The sequence below is a fragment of the Pseudomonas sp. 20-5 genome (assembly GCF_056782835.1).
In genome coordinates, this window is sequence record NZ_CM165584.1 from 926,425 (window position 1) to 944,554 (window position 18,130).

Annotated in this window: 12 protein-coding genes; 7 read left to right on the forward strand and 5 right to left on the reverse strand. The window is 66.3% G+C overall.

The annotated features are described in order from the left end of the window. Positions 1 to 106: 106 nt before the first annotated feature. From AC1RB9_RS04350 to AC1RB9_RS04360, 3 genes are read right to left on the reverse strand one after another with little or no spacing between them, the layout of a single operon-like run. Positions 107 to 868 carry an SDR family oxidoreductase gene (locus AC1RB9_RS04350; protein ID WP_003454224.1) on the reverse strand — a complete coding sequence of 254 codons (762 nt, stop codon included), beginning with the start codon at positions 866 to 868 and terminating at the stop codon, positions 107 to 109. Continuing rightward, entirely contained in the window at positions 865 to 2,250 is a 1,386-nt protein-coding gene (locus tag AC1RB9_RS04355) for an aspartate aminotransferase family protein (RefSeq protein WP_003454222.1), read from the reverse strand. The genes AC1RB9_RS04350 and AC1RB9_RS04355 overlap by 4 nt, the downstream gene beginning before the upstream one ends. A gap of 8 nt (positions 2,251 to 2,258) precedes the next feature. Next, positions 2,259 to 3,083: a molybdenum cofactor biosynthesis F family protein gene (locus tag AC1RB9_RS04360; protein WP_003454209.1), complete on the reverse strand. Its 825-nt coding sequence runs from the start codon at positions 3,081 to 3,083 to the stop codon at positions 2,259 to 2,261. A 470-nt stretch (positions 3,084 to 3,553) separates the two neighbouring features. Here AC1RB9_RS04360 and AC1RB9_RS04365 point away from each other — a divergent pair, with 470 nt between their 5' ends. The 7 genes from AC1RB9_RS04365 (at position 3,554) to AC1RB9_RS04395 (ending at position 14,171) form a co-directional block, all read left to right on the forward strand. After that, positions 3,554 to 4,123: a fimbrial protein gene (locus tag AC1RB9_RS04365; RefSeq protein ID WP_003454208.1), complete on the forward strand. Its 570-nt coding sequence runs from the start codon at positions 3,554 to 3,556 to the stop codon at positions 4,121 to 4,123. 30 nt (positions 4,124 to 4,153) lie between these two features. Then, complete coding sequence (cupB2, locus tag AC1RB9_RS04370) at positions 4,154 to 4,900, forward strand: molecular chaperone CupB2 (RefSeq protein ID WP_003118217.1); 747 nt, start codon at positions 4,154 to 4,156, stop codon at positions 4,898 to 4,900. 387 nt (positions 4,901 to 5,287) lie between these two features. Next, entirely contained in the window at positions 5,288 to 7,756 is a 2,469-nt protein-coding gene (gene cupB3 / locus AC1RB9_RS04375; RefSeq protein ID WP_003454207.1) for a fimbrial biogenesis outer membrane usher protein CupB3, read from the forward strand. Next, positions 7,753 to 8,493, forward strand: a complete 741-nt coding sequence (locus tag AC1RB9_RS04380; protein ID WP_003104547.1) for a fimbrial biogenesis chaperone — start codon at positions 7,753 to 7,755, stop codon at positions 8,491 to 8,493. Before cupB3 ends, AC1RB9_RS04380 begins: the two co-directional genes overlap by 4 nt. Before the next feature lie 87 nt (positions 8,494 to 8,580). Beyond that, positions 8,581 to 11,637 carry a two-partner secretion domain-containing protein gene (locus AC1RB9_RS04385; protein ID WP_003104548.1) on the forward strand — a complete coding sequence of 1,019 codons (3,057 nt, stop codon included), beginning with the start codon at positions 8,581 to 8,583 and terminating at the stop codon, positions 11,635 to 11,637. Positions 11,638 to 11,736: 99 nt separating this feature from the next. Further along, a complete protein-coding gene (locus AC1RB9_RS04390; RefSeq protein ID WP_003158814.1) occupies positions 11,737 to 12,882 on the forward strand; it encodes a fimbrial protein in 1,146 nt (381 codons plus the stop codon). 644 nt (positions 12,883 to 13,526) lie between these two features. Further along, positions 13,527 to 14,171: a response regulator gene (locus AC1RB9_RS04395; RefSeq protein WP_003093364.1), complete on the forward strand. Its 645-nt coding sequence runs from the start codon at positions 13,527 to 13,529 to the stop codon at positions 14,169 to 14,171. A gap of 14 nt (positions 14,172 to 14,185) precedes the next feature. On the opposite strand, the gene AC1RB9_RS04400 is transcribed toward AC1RB9_RS04395, so the two are convergent. Continuing rightward, positions 14,186 to 14,875: an SDR family oxidoreductase gene (locus tag AC1RB9_RS04400; RefSeq protein WP_003142989.1), complete on the reverse strand. Its 690-nt coding sequence runs from the start codon at positions 14,873 to 14,875 to the stop codon at positions 14,186 to 14,188. Positions 14,876 to 14,964: 89 nt separating this feature from the next. Beyond that, positions 14,965 to 17,940 carry a non-ribosomal peptide synthetase gene (locus AC1RB9_RS04405; RefSeq protein ID WP_003454204.1) on the reverse strand — a complete coding sequence of 992 codons (2,976 nt, stop codon included), beginning with the start codon at positions 17,938 to 17,940 and terminating at the stop codon, positions 14,965 to 14,967. Positions 17,941 to 18,130: the final 190 nt, after the last annotated feature.

Consider the following 18,130-nt stretch of genomic DNA (forward strand, 5'->3'; position numbering starts at 1 on the left):
CCTTGTCCGTGGGACAGGGCGAGCGCCCTACCGGAGCCGGCGGAAGTGTTTGCCGGATACGTCGGAAGGCGCTCTCTCTGGAGGGAGAGGGCGAACGCCAGCGGCTTCAGGCCAGCCCGCCGTTTTCCGGCAGCAACGCGCCGCCATCCACAACCAGGGTCTGCCCGGTGATGTAGCTCGCCTCGTCGGATGCGAGGAAGAGCATGGCGTGGGCGATGTCCAGCGGCTGGCCGACACGCCCGAGGGGGATGTGCGCGGCCAGCGCGGCGGCGTCGCCGAGGCTGCCCAGCGCCGGAGTCGCGACCAGGCCGGGCTCGACGCCGTTGACGGTGATGCCGTCGCCGGCCAGCTCCAGCGCGGCGGCGCGGATGAAACCGTTGACCCCGGCCTTGCTCGCCGCATAGTGCGAGAGCCCAGGGATCGCCGTGCGCGGGCCGGTCACCGAGGAGGTCACCAGGACGCGCCCGGCCACGCTGCGGCGCAGGGCGGGAAGGGCGGCCTGGGTCAGCCGGAAGCAGCTTTTCAGGTTCACCGCCAGGGTCCGTTCCAGGGTGCCTTCGTCCAGTTCCGCGAGGGCGCACTGGGGAAAGGCAGCGGCGTTGTGCAGGAGGATGTCCAACTGGCCGAAGCGCTCCAGGGTCGCGCTCACCGCTCGTCTCGCGGCGTCGTGCTCGCTCAGGTCGACGGCCAGCAGTTCGGCCGAGCCTCCGCCCAGGCGGATCGCCTCCAGGACGGCCTGGCCGCGGCTGGCGGTACGCGTCGCCAGCAGAACCCTGGCGCCTTCGGCGGCGAAGCATTCGGCGATGGCCCGGCCGATGCCCTGGCCGGCGCCGGTGACCAGTGCGACGCGGTTCTCCAAGCGCCTCACGATGGGCGCTCCAGCAGTTTGCCCAGGCAATCGCGGAGCAGGCGGTCGTGCAGTTCGACGTCCTCTGCGCGGGTCGCCGGGCAGGTCAGCGCCATGTTGTGGAATGGCGTCAAGAGCACGCCGCGGTTGAGCAGGTAGAGGTGCAGGCAGGCCTCGATCAGGCCGTTGCGTGCGTGGTGGGCCTCGCCGCCGTTGCGCGGGGCGTGGGTCATGAACAGGTACTCGACGCGCGCGCCGATGCGCGTCACGTGCCAGGGCAGGCGCAGTTCCTCGAGCGTCGCGCGGACGCCCGCCTCGAGCTGCGCGGCGAGCTGGAACATGTGCCGATAGGCGTCCTCCGTCATCACTTCGGCGAAGGTCGCGCGCATCGCCGCCAGTTGCAGCGCGTTGCCGGCCAGGGTGCCGCCAAAGCCGAAATGGTTGATCGCCTGCCCCGGTCGGAAGTGCGGCAGTACCGCCCAGATCCGCTCCGCCTGCGCCTGGCTGCATCCCCAGACGGCGCTGGGAATGCCGCCGGCGATGCATTTGCCGAGGACGAAGAAGTCCGGCTCGAGGCCATGCGCGCCGCTATAGCCGGCGGGACCGCAGGAGATCGTGTGGGTCTCGTCGATGATCAGCGCCACGTCGTGGCGGCGGGTCAGTTCGCGCAGGCCGGCGTGGAAGCCTTCGGCCGGCGGGACCATGCCGACGTTGGTCATGAAGGGTTCGGTGAGCACCGCGGCGACGTCGCCATGGGCGAGGGCGGCCTCCAGCGCGTCGAGGTCGTTGAACTCCACCAGGCGGGTGGTGGTGGCGTGGCGTACGCCATTGGGGTGAACGCCCGCGCGCGGAACCATGCGCCCGGCGGCGTCGAATTCCACCTGCGATTCGTCGACGCTGCCGTGGTAGTTGCAGTTGAACACCACCACCTTGTCGCGTCCGCTGAGCATCCGGCACAGGCGCAGGACGAAACGGTTGGCGTCGGTGGCCGAGGTGGTCACCTGCCAATAGGGCAGGCCGAAGCGCCGCGCCAGTTCGGCGCCGACCCACAGGCTGTCCTCGGTCGGCAGCATCAGGGTTGAGCCGCGCCGCGCCTGGCGGGCGATGGCGTCGGCCACCGCCGGTTGGGCGTGGCCGAACATGGCGCCACTATCGCCGAGGGCGAAGTCGACGTACTGCTGGCCATCGATGTCGGTGACGCGCGCGCCCTGGGCCTCCTTCACCAGCAGCGGGCAGTTGCCCGGCCACTGTTGCATCCAGTGCAGCGGTGCGCCGTATAGCCAGTGGCGGCGGTTTTCCCGGTAGGCCTGGGCGGAGCGCGGATGCAGTTCGTCGAAGCGTCGCAGCTCGCGCTTGAACAGCGTTTCGACGCGGGCCAGGTCGAGGCCGAAGGTGGTGTCCATGGGCGTCCTCACAGGTCGTGGCGGGTCTGGTTGAGCACCTGGGCCAGGGCGCCGACCGGGAAGTTCACCGGGGTGGCGAAGTCGTCGTCCTGGTAGCCGAAGATCTTGCCGTCGGTGCGCCCGGCTTCCAGGTCGATCAGCAGCACGCCGAGGGTCGGCACGATCTTCTCGCGCCAGACGAACAGGTACAGGCGTTCGGCCAGTCGGTAGCAGTGGCAGCGGTCGGTATCGGCCAGCCCTCGCTCGGCGCCGCGCAGGCATTGCCAGGTGTAGAAGGCGGGATTGAGGTAGATGTGTTCGTAGGCCTCGCTGGCGCTGTAGACGTAGCGGTTGCGCAGGCCGACCAACTCGTCGCTGGGGACGTGCGGGCAGGCGCCGGGCTGCCACGGGCGGTCGAGGCTGCCATGCAGGAACTCGGCCTTCACGCCGGTCAGTTCCCGGCCGGCCAGGGCCCGGGAGAACAGACCCTGTTCGCAGGCCGTGCGGTCGGGCAGATGGCCGAGCACCGCGGTGAACGCCTGGTTGTCGAAGTCCAGCACCAGGCTGACCGAGACCGGCCGGCCGTTTTCCTGCTTGAGGAAATCCACCAGGTAAAGGTTTTCCCGCAGTGAACTGGCGCGGTAGTCCGACTCGCCGCTGGCACTGCCGTCGGCCAGGCGCCAGCGCAGGCGCTGCGAGTCGAAGGCATGTTCGATGACCCAGCCGTTGGCGAAGTGCAGGACCCGTTCGAGCCCGGCGAGATCGCCGCAGGCGGGAAGGACGTGGTTGTCCGGGGCGAAGCCGTCGGCCAGGGCGCCGACGGTGATCCATCCGGAATGCGAGTGGGCGGACATAGGGTTCTCCTCGTCGTGGGAAACCCATGCTGGCCTGTCTTCGAGTATCCCGATATCGACCGGATGGTTGATAGGTCGATATGCCACGGAAATAGTACGGAGCGGCGAAGGGAAAGTTATCGAAGATGAAGTCTTAGATGAGTTTTCGTTTCTTCTTTTTTGGTTTTTTAGTTAATGGGTTCCTGTTCTTCTATAAGTATTTTCTGAATTTATTCTTATGTACCTATTGGCTGTTATCGGAAATGGACTACATATGTTTTCGTATGATTATTATTTTTAAATCCTGTCTTTCTTTCTAGTGTTTGGGTCTGCGTTTATCAGGGCGCAATCTTCGGCTGTCGCGTAATGGTCGGAGGCGCTCTAGGCGGCCGTCCCGGTTGCGCGCAAAGGCTTGGCTACCTTGGCCGGTTCGTACTGCATCGGCTCTCCAGGGAGCAGCCAGGATGTTCCACAACTCCAAAGGAAATCAGATGAACAAGTTCAAACGTGCAATTCTTGCGCCCCTCGTTGCGTCGGGCACCCTTCTCGCGCTGATGTCCCCCGTGGCCCATGCGGTCGATGGGATCGTCAACTTCTCGGGCAACATCACCGACGTCGCGTGCGATATCAACGGTCAGGCGCCGGGTGCGGGCAACGTCACCAACGTCGACCTGGGTATTGTGGCGCCGACCCATTTCACCGCCGTCGGAACCAACTCCACTTTCCAGGAGTTCGACCTGGTCCTCTCCGGTGCCGGCTGCACCAATGACAAGAAGGTTTCCATCGCCTTCGATACGGTCACCAACGTCGACCGTATCAGCGGCAACCTGATGCTGATGGGGCCGTCGAAAGCCAAGGGCGTGCAGATCCAGATCTTCAACAATTCGGCGGCCAACACCACGAAGATCCCGCTGGGCTCGGTCGAGGCCGCCCCGCAGAAGGCAACCGTCCTGAAGAACACGGCGACCCTGAAGTACAAGGCCTCCTATGTGTCCACCGAGAAGACCGTGATCGCGGGTACCGGCCTGTCCCATATCCGCTACCTCCTGGCGTACGAGTAAGCGGCGGTCGACGGACGAAGAGGTGAGGCCATGGCGCCGCTAATGCATCGTTTTCATTCTTTCGTGGCGGCAAGCGCCGTGGCCATCGCCCTGTGCGTCGGAACGGCTCACGCCGGGCTGATCGCACAGGGCACTCGCGTCGTCTTTCCGGCCAGCGAGCGCGAGGTCACCTTGCGGGTCAGCAATACCTCCGGCACTCCCGTGCTGGCGCAAGCCTGGATCGACGATGGCCGGCAGGACGTTCCCCCCGAGGAACTGCAGGTTCCCTTCAGTGTCACGCCGGCCGTGACGCGAGTGGACCCCAATGGCGGCGCTGTATTGCGCATCGCCTACCTGAAGGCCCCGTTGCCGACGGATCGCGAATCGCTGTTCTGGCTGAATATCCTGGAAGTTCCGCCCAGGGACGAAGACGAAAACAATGCATTGCAGTTTTCCTTTCGTTCGCGCTTCAAACTCTTCTTTCGACCCAGCCAGTTGAAGAGTGTCGATTCGGCTGCCGGGAAACTTCAATGGAAGTTTCTGGAGTCAGGGGGAGCAGGAAAAAAGACCGTAGTACAGGTAAATAATCCGACGCCTTACTACGTTTCGTTCGCCAGCGTCGAATTGATTGTCGATGGCCGTGTCATGTCCGTGGGAAAGGGAATGGTCGCGCCATTCTCGACGAAGGAGTTCGACTGGCAGGGAAATCCGAAGAACCTGGAAGCCGCTTCCGTCAGATACGAAGTCATCAACGATTACGGTGGCCGCAATACCCTCGATAGGGCACTCGGCAAATAACCCCTCCGTTTCCCCGCTTTCTACTTACGGCCCGACATATGAGTGGCGATTTTAAAATCGCTGCAGGGATTACATATGCCCAAAGTTTCTCTTCATAGGTGCCTGTCCGCTCCCGCTTACGGTGGGCAGGTCGCCCTGTTGCGAATGGCGATGCAGGGAGGGATCGCCGTTCGTTCCCTGCGATTCGCCTGTCTGCTGGCACTGTTTCCTTCGCTGTCCTCCTGCCAGTCCTGGTCCTCCGTCGGCGCCGCCGGCGTAGCCGGGGCGAAGGCGAAGGAGGCCAGGACGGGAGCACCGGCGAAACAGCCGCAGGCGCCCGCGGCGGCCGTTGCGTCACCGGCCGGTGGGTTGGACGCACCGTCGCGGCGGATCGTCTTCGACGCGCAGATGCTGGCCCTGGGGCCGGGCGGACGCTCGATCGATACGTCGCGTTTCGAGCGCGGCGACGTCATCGAGCCAGGCCGCTATCGCCTCGACCTGCTGCTCAACAGCCGATGGCGTGGCGTCGAGGAAGTCGAGCTGCGCCGCCAGCCGGGGCGGGAAAGCGCGGTCTTCTGCTACGACCGGGGCCTGCTGGAGCGGGCGGGCATCGACCTGGAGAAGAGCGCGCGTGGCCAGGACCGTTCCTCGGCTCGCGATCCTCTGCCCGAAGGTTTGCACTGCGACCCGCTCGAGCGCTATGTGCCGGGGGCCCGGGTCAAGCTCGATATCGCCGAGCAGTCGGTCTATGTCTCGGTGCCCAGCTATTACCTGAGCCTGGATTCTTCGAAGACCTATGTCGATCCGGCGAGCTGGGACAGCGGCATTTCCGCCGCCTTGCTCAACTACAACAGCAATCTCCACGTCAGGGAAAACCACGGCAGGAGCGCCACCAGCGGCTATGCCGGGATGAACGCCGGCTTCAATTTCGGGCGGGCGCGCCTGCGCCACAACGGCACGGCCACCTGGTCGCGCCGCATGGGCAGCCATTACCAGCGTAGCGCAACCTATGTGCAGACCGACCTGCCGGCCTGGCGTGCGCAGTTATTGCTGGGAGAAAACTCCACCAGCAGCGAGTTCTTCGATGCGGTGTCCTTCCGTGGAGTGCAGCTTTCCAGCGATGACCGGATGCTGCCGGATTCGCTGCGCTACTACGCTCCGGTGGTCCGTGGGACCGCCAGTACCAATGCGCGGGTATCGGTCTACCAGCGCGGCTACCTCATCTACGAAACCACGGTGGCACCCGGGGCGTTCGCTCTCGACGAACTGCAGACCGCCAGCTATGGCGGGGACCTGGAAGTGCGGGTGACCGAAGCCAGCGGGGAAGTCCGCAGTTTCATCGTGCCGTTCGCCACCACCGTGCAACTGCTGCGCCCCGGAACCACGCGCTACAGCCTGACGGCCGGGCGGCTCAACGATCCCAGCCTGGAGCGTCGGCCGAACATGCTGCAGGGCGTCTACCAGCGCGGCCTGGGCAACGACGTCACCGCATACGCGGGCGGGGCCTTCACCGGCAGCTACATGTCCGGATTGATGGGCGCGGCGCTGAACACGCCGGTGGGCGGATTCTCCGGTGACGTGACGCTGGCGCGTACCGAGGTTCCCGGCGACGACCGCCTTAGCGGCTCCAGCTACCGTCTCGCCTACAGCAAGAACCTGCCGAACACCGGCACCAACTTTTCGCTGCTCGCCTATCGTTACTCCACCGGTGGCTATCTCGGCCTGCGCGACGCGGCCTTCATGCAGGACCGGGTAGAGCGAGGCGAGCCGCTGGAGTCGTTCTCGCGCTTGCGCAACCGTCTCGACGCCAACATCAGCCAGCAACTGGGCAACGGCGGCAACCTGTACCTGAACGGCTCCTCGCAGCGCTACTGGAGCGGCGGCGGGCGGGCGGTCAACTTCTCCGTCGGCTACAGCAACCAGTGGCGCGACCTCAGCTACTCCATTTCCGCGCAACGCCTGCGCAGCCACTACGAAGGCTTTTCCAGCGGTGACAGGCGCGGCGAGACCAGCACGCTGTTCAGCCTGAACCTGTCCATTCCGCTGGGCGGCGCGGGACGCGGGTCGCCGACCCTGAGCAGCTACCTGACCCGCGACAGCAACAGCGGAACCCAGCTCACCAGCGGAGTTTCCGGCATGCTGGGCAAGCGTGGCGAGGCCTCCTACTCGCTGTCGGCCTCCCATGACCGCGACAGCCGGCAGACCTCGAAGAGCGCCAGCCTCGACTATCGACTGCCGCAGGTCGAACTCGGCTCCAGCCTCTCGCAGGGACCGGGCTATCGGCAGTTGTCGGTCAAGGCCGCGGGGGGCCTGGTCGCGCACAGCGGCGGGATCACCGCGGCACAAACCCTGGGCGAGACGATCGGCCTGGTCCACGCGCCAAATGCCAGGGGCGCGGCTGCCGGCTACTCGGGAAGCCGGATCGACCGCCACGGCTATGCGGTGATTCCCAACCTGCTGCCCTACCAGTTGAACAGCGTCGACCTCGACCCCAACGGCATGGCCGACGAGATCGAACTGAGGTCCAGTTCGCGCAACGTGGCGCCCACCGCCGGAGCGGTGGTGCGCCTCGACTATCCGACGCGGGTGGCAAGGCCCTTGCTGGTGGATAGCCGGATGCCCAGCGGCGAGCCCCTGCCGTTCGCCGCGGAAGTGCTCGATGCCCACAGCGGGCAGTCGGTGGGCGCCGTCGGCCAGGGCAGCCGCCTGGTGCTGCGGGTCGAGCAGGATCGCGGCTCGGTTCGGGTGCGCTGGGGCAACGAGCCGCAGCAGCAGTGCCTGGTCGACTATGCGCTGGGCCCGCGCGAGACGACGCCTCCCGTCCTGCAACTGGCATGTCGCCCGACGTCGGCCGCCGACCGGGAGCGCACGCTGTGACCGGCGTCGGCCTGGGACGATGCGGCACGGCCTGGGTCCTGCTGGTGGCGCTGGTGGCCGATGCCTCCGCCTCGCTGTCCGTGATCGGGACCCGTTTCATCTATCCGGCGGGCGTTTCCGCGCTGACGATCCGCGTCGGTAACGTCGGGACGCGCCCGGCCCTGGTCCAGACCTGGCTCGATCGCGGCGACGAGACGGCGGACCCGAGCGCTGTCACGGTGCCGTTCATCCTGTCGCCGCCGCTGTTGCGTATGGACCCGCAGGAGACCCAGGCGCTCCAGCTTCGCCATACCGGCGAGCCGCTGCCGGACGACCGGGAATCGCTGTTCTGGGTCAACCTGCTGGAGGTGCCGGGGCGGGAGGACGGCAGCGGCAACCTGCTGCTGGTGAGCTACCGCCTGCGGATGAAGCTCCTGTTCCGTCCGCAGGGTCTGGCCGGCGATCCGCGAGCCGCCGCGCGCCAGGTCGTCTGGCGCCTGCGTCCGGCGGTACGGCCGGGGCAGCGGGCGCTGCTGGAGGCGGACAACCGCAGTCCCTATCACGTTTCCCTGGTGCGCCTGGAGCTGGGCGAGGGCGACCTCGCCATGTCCCTCGGCAGCGTCACCCTGCCGCCTTTCGCCCTTACCCCGTTGAGTCTGCCGGCCGTGCCCGGCGAGGCGGCGCGGGTCCATTTCGATGCGGTGGGGGATGACGGCCAGATCGAGCGTGGCGACGCGCCGGCAGAGAGATACCCGTAGGAGTTCGGCAGGGCCCGGGGAGTTGGGCTCCTGCCGTAGCACGGCCCTGCGAATAGGTCGCGGGGTTTCACTGGAGGAAGGAAGCACATGAACAAATGCTATGCACTGGTCTGGAACGTATCCCAGGGCTGCTGGAACGTCGTCAGCGAAGGCAGTCGCAGGCGCGGCAAGCCCGCCGGCGCCAAGGCGGCGATCGCCTCCGCCCTGGCCCTGCTGGGCGCCACGGCCCTGGCTCCGGCCTATGCGCTGCCAAGCGGGGGAACGGTGGTCGGCGGGAGCGCGAACGGGGAGATACACCTGTCGGGCGGCAACAGCCTGTCGGTCAACCAGAAGGTCGACAAGCTCATCGCCAACTGGGATTCCTTCAGCGTTGCCGCCGGCGAGCGGGTGATCTTCAACCAGCCGAGCAGTAGCTCGATCGCCCTGAATCGGGTGATCGGCACCAAGGCCAGCGATATCCAGGGGCGGATCGATGCCAACGGCCAGGTCTTCCTGGTCAACCCCAACGGCGTGCTCTTCGGTCGCGGTGCCCAGGTCAATGTCGGCGGCCTGGTGGCTTCCACGCTGGACATCACGGATGCCGAGTTCAACGGCAACTCCTCCAGATACCGTTTCACGGGTCCCTCTACCAACGGTGTCCTCAACCACGGGGGCGCCATCACCGCGGCAGAAGGCGGCAGCATCGCCCTGCTGGGCGCGCAGGTCGACAACCGCGGGACGGTCCTGGCGCAGATGGGCGGTGTCGGGCTCGGCGCGGGCAGCGACCTGACGCTGAATTTCGACGGCAACAAGCTGCTCGACATCCGCGTCGACGCCGGGGTCGCCAATGCGCTGGCAAGCAACGGCGGCCTGCTCAAGGCCGACGGGGGGCGAGTCCTGATGGCGGCCAGGACCGCCAATGCGCTGCTCAACACGGTGGTGAACTCCCAGGGTGCCATCGAGGCCCGTTCGCTGCGCGGCAAGAACGGGCGGATCGTGCTCGATGGCGGCCCGGACGGCAAGGTCATGGTGGGAGGCGCCTTGTCCGCCAATGCGCTGAAAGGTCCGGGGCACGGCGGCACGGTCGAGGTCCGGGGGCAGGCGGTGGAAGTGGCCCTGGGCACCCAGGTGAACACGCTCGCCAGCAATGGCCTCAACGGCACCTGGAAGATTGCCGCCGACAAGATCGACGTGCGCCCGTCGGCGGTGTCGGATGGCGTCACCGTTCATGCCGACACCCTGTCGCGGAACCTGGCGAGCACCAATATCGAACTGGTTTCGACCAAGGGCGACCTGGACCTCGACGGCTCGGTGAGCTGGGCATCGGGCAACCGGCTGGGGCTGGGCTCCGCGGCCGACCTGACGTTGAATGGCAGGCTGAATGCCAGTGGCGCCAAGGCTGGGCTGGAGCTGAAGGCCGAAGGCGCTATCGATATCAATGACAAGATCGTTCTCGGCGGGGCTGGCAGCGCGCTGGCCATGGATGCCGGCGAAGGCCACCGGGTGAACGGCACGGCGTCGGTCTCCCTGGCCGGGGCCAACGCGACCTACGTCTCCGGTGGCTATTACTACACGGTGGTGCAGAACCTGGCGCAGTTGCAGGCGATCAACAAGAACCTGGACGGCCTGTACGTGCTCGGCGGCAATATCCTGGGCGGCAGCTATTACTGCACGGCGCTGCAATCCATCGGCGGGCCCGCCGGCGTTTTCAGCGGCACCCTGGACGGTCTCGGCAACAGCATCGGCAATCTCTCGATCAGCAACACCGGGCCGAATGTCGGGCTGTTCGCCCGCTCCTCGGGCACCCTGAGCAACCTGAAGCTGAACAACCTGCGGGTATCCGATAACACCTACGGCTCCGGACCGTCTTCGCTCGGCGCCCTGGTCGGGATCAACAGCGGCCGCATCGCCAACGTCAGCGCCAGCGGGGTCTCGGTCGTCGGCAGCCGACTGCGCTCCAACGCACTGGGCGGCCTGGTCGGGCGCAATATCAGCGGGCAGATCGCGAACGCATCCGTCAGCGGCGGCGTCACCGGTTATGCGGCGAGCACGGCGGTCGGCGGTCTGGTGGGGGAGAACTTCACCACTGCCTGGGGGCCGGAGGCGGTCATCGAGAACGCCCACAGCAACGTCCATGTGGCTGCACAGTCCACCGAGCGCAACAGCCTGGGCGGCGTCGGCGGCCTGGTCGGACTGAATGCGAAGGGCATGATCAGGGCGTCCGGCAGCCAGGGGAAGGTCGAGACCTACCGGCCCGGCCTGAACGTCGGCGGCCTGGTCGGCTACAACATGTTCGGCCACGTCTCCGATAGTAGCGCCAGCGGCCAGGTGGAGGCCGGCGGCGCGGGGAATACCGGCGGGCTGGTCGGCCTGAGTTCCGGCGGCGAGATATTCCGCTCGCAGGCGAGCGGGTCGGTGTACAGCAAGGGCGGCCTGGCGACCGGCGGGCTGATCGGCAAGGCAGAAGGCAACGGCATGCTCGGAAACCTGAAAGCCAGCGGCAGCGTCACGGACCAGGGCGGCGCGGATCTGGGCGGGCTGGTCGGCAACAATAGCCAGAGCGCCATCGAGACCGCCGAGGCGACGGGCAAGGTCAGCGGCGGCAGCAACAGTCGCGTCGGCGGGCTGATTGGACACAACCTCGGCGGTTCCGTCGCCCATGCGATCTCGCGCGGCGACGTGAGCGGCGGGTTCAACAGCCTGGTGGGCGGGCTCGTCGGCCACAACGGCGGCGAACTGGTCAACGTGGATACCAGCGGCAGGGTCAGCGCCGCTGCGAGTGCGTCGGTTGGCGGCCTGGTCGGCAGCAACGCCGGTTCGATCCTGTCGGCGCGCAGCAGCAGTACCGTCAACAGCGGCGGGCGCAGCCGCATCGGCGGCCTGGTCGGCGAGAACCAGATCCAGGGACGCATCGTTTCGTCCATGTCGGAAGGCACCGTCAGTGGCGACTACTACGTCTCCATGGGCGGGCTGGCCGGCGTCAACCTGGGATCGATCGAGTACTCCGGCGTCAGCGGCAAGATCGACTTCAAGCCTCAGTCCCATTACGGCCAGATCTACGGTGCGCAGGTCGGCGAGAACCATGGGGTCCTGGGCGGCAACTACGTGATCGGCGAGGCGGCGCTCCTGCCGCCTGCCGGTATCGACTACGGCAACATCTGGTAAGGCCGGCAGGGGAGGTCCCTGGCGGACCTCCCTTCCCGGCCGGGGCCGCTCTCGCCTGGAGTGTGGCCCTCTTCCGCAGGCGCAATCTTGGAGAGTTCCATGAGCATGAGGTTATTTCCCGGCCGCGTTTCCCTGCGCCGCCGGCCTGGCGCGCAGGCTCGGCAGGCGCTCGTTCTCGGCCTCTGCTGCCTGACCGGCGGCCAGGCCTGGGCCCTGAACGAGGTCGCCCTGAACTGCTCGTTCGGCAATGGCAAAGGCTTGCCCTGGCGTGTGGTGAACGAGCTGACCAGCGGCACGGCGAAAGGCACGGTGCTGTTCGCCAGGCCGGTGAGCCTGTTCCTGAACTACAAGCCCCAGGCTTCCCAGGAGGCGCATGAGCTGGTCATCGGGGGGAACTGGTCCGGGGTGGGCTTTCCGGGGCCTTACGGCACGGTGGCGTCCGACGTCAAAGGCATCGGCTATCGGATCTCGGTGGATGCCCAGGACGGCGTCAAGCGGGTGATTCCGGTCGACAACCAGCCCCATGCGCTGGACAAGCGAGTCACGAGCTTTTCCGGAAGCACGACCAGCGACTACCTACAGGAACTGGTCCTGACGGTCGACCCCGGCGAGTTGCCTGCCGGCGACCTGAAGGTAACCAGCGTATCCGGCAGCGCCACCCTGAATCTCTGGGCGGTGGACAGGCTGAAGGGCGAAGCGTCCATCGGCAGCGTCCTGGCGGTGCCTGCGGACAACTACCCCACCGGGGTTTGCCGAAAGCCCTATTCGCTGATCGGCCCGGCCTCCATCGGGATCGGCGGCGGTCCCCCGCCGCCGCCGATCCCGAAGAAATGCAAGGTCGAGGTGGGACGGGAAATCAACGTCAAACTGGGTAGCGTCGCGTTGAAGAACTTCCCGCGGGTCAACGACACCTCCACGGAGCGCTCCTTCGATATCTCTCTCAGCGAGTGTGCGGCGCTGGCCAAGCCGGAAATCGCTTTCCGCGACAAGTATGTCTCGGCGCAGCAAGCGGACCCGACGATCCTCAGCTTGAAGAGCGGCGGCGCGGCGGGGTTCGGCATCGTCGTGAAGAACGGCCTGGACCAGCAGCGGATACGTTTCGACGGCACGCCCTACCCGATGCGGCGTGTCGGCGACAGCGCCGACCTCCCGCTGAGTGCCGCCTACATCCGTATCGGCGCGGAGGGCGAATTGAAGGCCGGGGTCGCCGACGGCGCCGCCGAGTTCACGTTTACCTTCCCCTGAGCGGCGCCGCCGCTCTTTCCCCGGCGTTTCCCGCCCCGCCTCGGGAAGCGCCGTCGGCCGCTTTCGCGCCAGCCCTCGCGAAGGCTCGGCCCCTCACCTCCAGTGGTTGCAGATCGCCGAAGGCGCTCTGCATATCGCTCCGCTGCTCGTCCTGGGTCTCGTGCGCACATGCCATTCCCGCACACGGAATACCGATATTGCGTATGGGCGAAGGCTTTCTGAGGGATATGCAAGTTTCCTCGGTAGGATTTCGCGCAAATAAACGAACGCTATTTTCCAGGCGATAGTTTCAGCTTGTCGCGGAACTCTTTTTTCAAACTTTTTGCTGCTCTGGCTTGTCCGTTTCGTATTTCATCGTTTTTCATAAGTGTCTACGTAGACGTTTTTCGGGGGCTGTTTCAAGTGTCTTTGTTGTTAGTTTACGAGGCGAAAAAATAGTAGTTTTACTATATTAAATATCGTCGGTTTCACTAGAAAATACACATGTTCACTTTGAACCGGGGCAGTGGCGTCGGCGGATTCCGGACCGCGCTTTCCTCCTTGCCGGCCGAGCGGCGGCCGCCTGCCTGCGGCAGGCATGACCGAGACCACAGGTTTCCTGGTAACGCTTTCGCCTGCCGTGTACCGCTTAAGGAGACGCAAGGATGTCCCTACATCGCATTCGCGTAATGGTTGCGGATGATCATCCCGCCATTTCGCTGGGTATTTCCTACGAACTGAGTCAGTGCGGTTCTTTGGAGATGCTCGGTCAAGTTTCCAATTCTACCGAGTTGATCGGCCGGCTCGACGAAGGCGACTGCGATGTCGTTATCGTCGACTATACGATGCCGGGCGGGAAATATGGCGATGGACTGGCATTGTTGTCATTGCTGCGGCGACGTTATCCGCATCTGCAATTGGTTGTCTTTACCATGCTGAACAATCCGGGCCTTATCCGGGCCATTCTCAAGCAGGGTATCAATTGCATCCTCAGCAAGTCCGACTCGACCAGTCACCTGCTGGCGGCGGTGAGCGCGGCCTATTCGCGAAACCAGTATTTCTCGCCGTCGATCAGGGACATCTTCGTCAACCAGGTGCTTTCCTCGCACAACGAACGGCTGACGCCCCGGGAGGCGGAAATCGTCCGTCTGTTCGGCTCCGGACTGACCATCACCGAGATCGCCGAGCGCTCGCATCGCAGCGTGCAGACCATCAGTACGCAGAAGGTCAGTGCCATGAAGAAGCTCGGCATCAAGCGCGATGCCGACCTCATCAGGTATGCGGCCGAGGGCTATTGCCGGATGCCCTGACGGATCGGCCCGCTTCACCAGGGCAGCGGCTGGTTCCGATAATCGACGAAGCGACAGGCATTCACGCCCGCGGCATCCTCCACCGTCGCGACCAGTCCGGCGGCGCTTTCCTCGACGCTCAGCGGCGCGCTGTCGCCGCCCATTTCGGTACGCACCCAGCCGGGATGCAGGAGCAACAGGCTGAACGGCAACTCCTCGAACTCGCCCTCCCAGCTGCGTACCAGGCTGTTCAGCGCCGCCTTGCTGGCGCCGTAGAGCGGCATCGTGGCCGACAGGCCCAGCGCCAGGCTGGCCATCTGCGAACTCATGAACGCCACCACGCCACCCCGGCTAACCCGGCCGGACAGTGCCCTGGCCAGGCGCAGCGGCGCGATGGCGTTGGTCAGGAATAGCTGGGCGGTCTGCTCGGCGTCGATTTCCGCCACATCCTGTTGCTGCGGGCCGTAGATGCCGGCGTTGACGATCAGGCGATCGATCCGCCGCTCGCCCAGCATCTCGCCAATGCGTTCGGCGCAATCGTGTTGGTTGAGGTCGCCGGTCACCGCTTGCAAGCGCTCCCCGGCCCGCTCCGCCAGTGCCTGTAGCCCGGGAGAGCCTTGCGGTCGCCGGGCGACGGCGAATACCTGTGCGCCGCGTTGCAGGAAGGCATCCGCCAGTCCCAGGCCGATGCCGCGCGAGGCGCCGACGATCAGAACGTTGTGCATGAGGTTCTCCGGGCGATAAAGCGGACAGGATACCCAAGCGCGTCCCGCTGCGGTAACCGCCGCGGCGACCGGCCGCGGCGGCCTCGACCTTACCGCATGGCGCTGCCGCCCAGGCCGGCGAGGTACAGGTCGAGCAGGCGGTCGTCGAACTCCGGCTCGCGCACGGCGCTCCCGCGCAGGTGTTCCTCGACGTTGGTGCAGTCCCAGAGATAGGTGTCCTGGTACAACTCGACGGTGCTGCGGCCGGCGTACATGTTGTCGCGGAACATGCTCAGCAGGGGATAGAGCGGGGCGTCGCGATTGTCTTCCCAGAGACTTACCCAGTCGTCGAACGGCATCTGCCGAAGGGGACGCCCGGCGCGTCGCCCGAGACGGCCGAAGAACTCGTCCAGGGTCAGGCAGCGCGGAATGCTCGGCACCAGGTTGAATTTCTTGCCCAGCGCCGAAGGCTGGCGGGCGATGACGCTGATCGCCTCTACCATGTAGTCCACCGTGGTCAGGCCCTCGCGCAGCTCGCGCAGGAGCGGCACGGCCCGGTACTCCAGGCAGGTCCGCGCCAGCCGGCTCCACCACTGGTAGTCGGCGTAGGCGCCGGTACGGCTGTGGCAGGTGGCGTAGCCGAGGCGGAAGGTCATCAGCGGCAGGCCGCGTTCGGCGGCGAGGTCGGCGATCTTTTCCATCACCCATTTGCTGCGCACGTAGCCCATGTCGGTGACCACCGCCGGCAGGTTCTGGTCGATGTCGTCGTCCTCGCGCATCAGGCGCTTGCCGGTATGCAGGTGGCCCCAGCTGTACACCGAGATGCTCGACAGCAGCATCAGCGGCTTGCAGCGGCCGCTGGCGCAGAAGCGCAGGACCTGGCCGAGCCCCTCGACGTTGTCGCGCTTCATGTAGCTGTATGGCTGGATGAAGTTCACCGCGCTGGCGGAATGGAAGACCTGGTCGACGCTGCCGGCCAGCTCGCGATAGGTTTCCGCCGGTAGTCCGAAACCTGGTTCTGCGAGGTCGGCGGCGTAGGCCCTGACCCGTCGCCAGTCCGTCTCGGCGAGTTCGATGCGGTGCTGCCGGGCGGCCTGGCGCAGGCGTTCGAGGGCATGGGCGTCGTTTTGCGCACGGACCGGACAATGCAGGTCGGCCTCGCGGCTGGCCAGCAGCTCGGCGAGCAGGTGGGCGCCCATCAGCCCGCTGGCGCCGGTGAGCAGGATGTGCCGTGGCGCCAGCAATTGGGCGGTGTCCATGGGGCGGCTGAAATCCACGTCGGCGGGCAGGCGCACGTCCCGTTGCAGCTCCTGGGCCGGTTCGCTGTCCAGCGCCGGCGGCGCTTCGCCGGCGCGCCGCGCCAGGCTGGCCGCCAGTTGGCGCACGCTCGGGGTGCGGTAGATGTCGTGGATGTAGGCACGGTTGCCGAAGCGTCGGCTCAATTCGCGTACCAGGGCGGCGGCCAGCAGGGAATGGCCGCCGACCTCGAAGAAGCTGTCGTCCAGGCCGAAGTCGGTATGCCCCAGCACTTCCTGCCAGGACAGGGCCACTTGCAGTTCGCCGGGGGTGCCGAAGCGTTGCTCGTCGAGTCGTTCCTGGCATTGTTCGTCCAGGTGTCGACGCAGGGCCTGGCGGTCGATCTTGCCGTTGACCGTGGTCGGCAGGCTGTCCAGCGACAGGTAGCGGCTGGGCAGCATGTAGTCGGGCAGTTCCTGGCGCAGTGCGGTCTTGATGGCGGCGAGCACGGCCCTGGCATCGCCGTCCTGCTGGCGGGGGACCACGAAGGCGCTCAATTGCTGGCTACCGCAGCGTGGGTCGGCATGCGCCAGCACCACCGCGCCGTGGATAGCCGGCTGGCGCAACAGCGCGGCCTCGACGTCGCCGAGTTCGACGCGGTGGCCGCGGATCTTCACCTGGTCGTCCAGCCGACCGAGGAACTGCAGGCTGCCATCGGCCAACCAGCGGGCCTTGTCGCCGGTGCGGTAGAGCCGACGCCGCAGTGCCTGCGAGTAGTGGAAGCGCCTGGCGGTCATGTCCGGGTCGCGCAGGTATTCGCGCGCCAGGCAGACGCCCGCCAGGTTCAGTTCACCGGGTCGGTCGCCATGGCAAGGCCGGTCGTCGGCGTCGAGGATGAATGCCTCGCAGCCGTCGATGGGCGTGCCGATCGAGGCGGGTCGCCGATGTGCTTCGGCGCCGACGATGCGGCAGGTGGCGAAGACCGTGGCCTCGGTCGGGCCGTAGTAATCCACCACGGTATAGGGCAGCCCGCCGGTTGCGACCGGCGGCAGTTTTTCCCCGGCGCAGAACAGGTAGCGCAGCGCCAGCGACGGCGGGGCGGGCTGCTCCGCCAGCGCGGGCACCATCACGGTAGGCGCGAAGGCGTGGCTGATCCGCTGCTCGGCGAAGAATGCCAGCAGCGCCGCCGGGTCTGGGCGCACCTCGTCGGGCACCAGGTGGAGGCAGGCGCCTGCGCACAGGGTGGACCAGATTTCCCATTGGGAAACGTCGAAGCCGACGCCGGCCATCAGGGTGGTGCGGCTCCGTTGATCCATATTGAAGCGCCGGTTGTGCCAGCTCACGAGGTTGGCCAGGGAGCGACTCTCGATCACCACGCCCTTGGGTTCGCCGGTGGTGCCCGAGGTGAAGATCACATACAGCGCTTCGCTGCCGTCGAGCGCCGGTCTCGGCGCGGCACCCGCCGCACTCGTCGCGAGCGCCTGTGCGATGGCCTCCACCGGTTGCCCCGGCAGGTCCTCGGCCTGGGTGGCGAGGGCCAAGGGGGCTTGGCACTGGCGGAGGATTTCCCGCTTGCGCCTGTCGGGTTGCCGACGGTCCACCGGTACGTAGGCCGCTGCGCACTTGGCGGCCGCCAGGATGGCGATGACCAGTTCGGCCGAGCGTTCGGCCAGCAGGGGCAGCAGCTCGCCCCGGGCGACGCCGCGCCTGGCCAGGTGGGCGGCCAGCCGGTCGCTGAGCCGGTCGAGTTCGCGGTAGCTGAACGAGCGCTCGCGATCGACGAGGGCGGGGCGTTCGGGATGGGTATCTGCGTGTTGCCTGAATAAGCCAAGAACAGAATCTTTCGACATGGCTGAGACTCCTGTCTTGCCGGTGGAAAAGACGTTATCCGTGGTTTTTCAGCGTATCGAGCGGGGACCAGGGGGAAGGCTGGCGATAGGCCTGGTCCAAGGCTAGCCCCGAGGGGAAATGCGGCAACTGCCATTTGGTACAGGGTAAGGGGGGCTTGCCACCGGGGTCGCCAGGGGCGCCCCGGACATT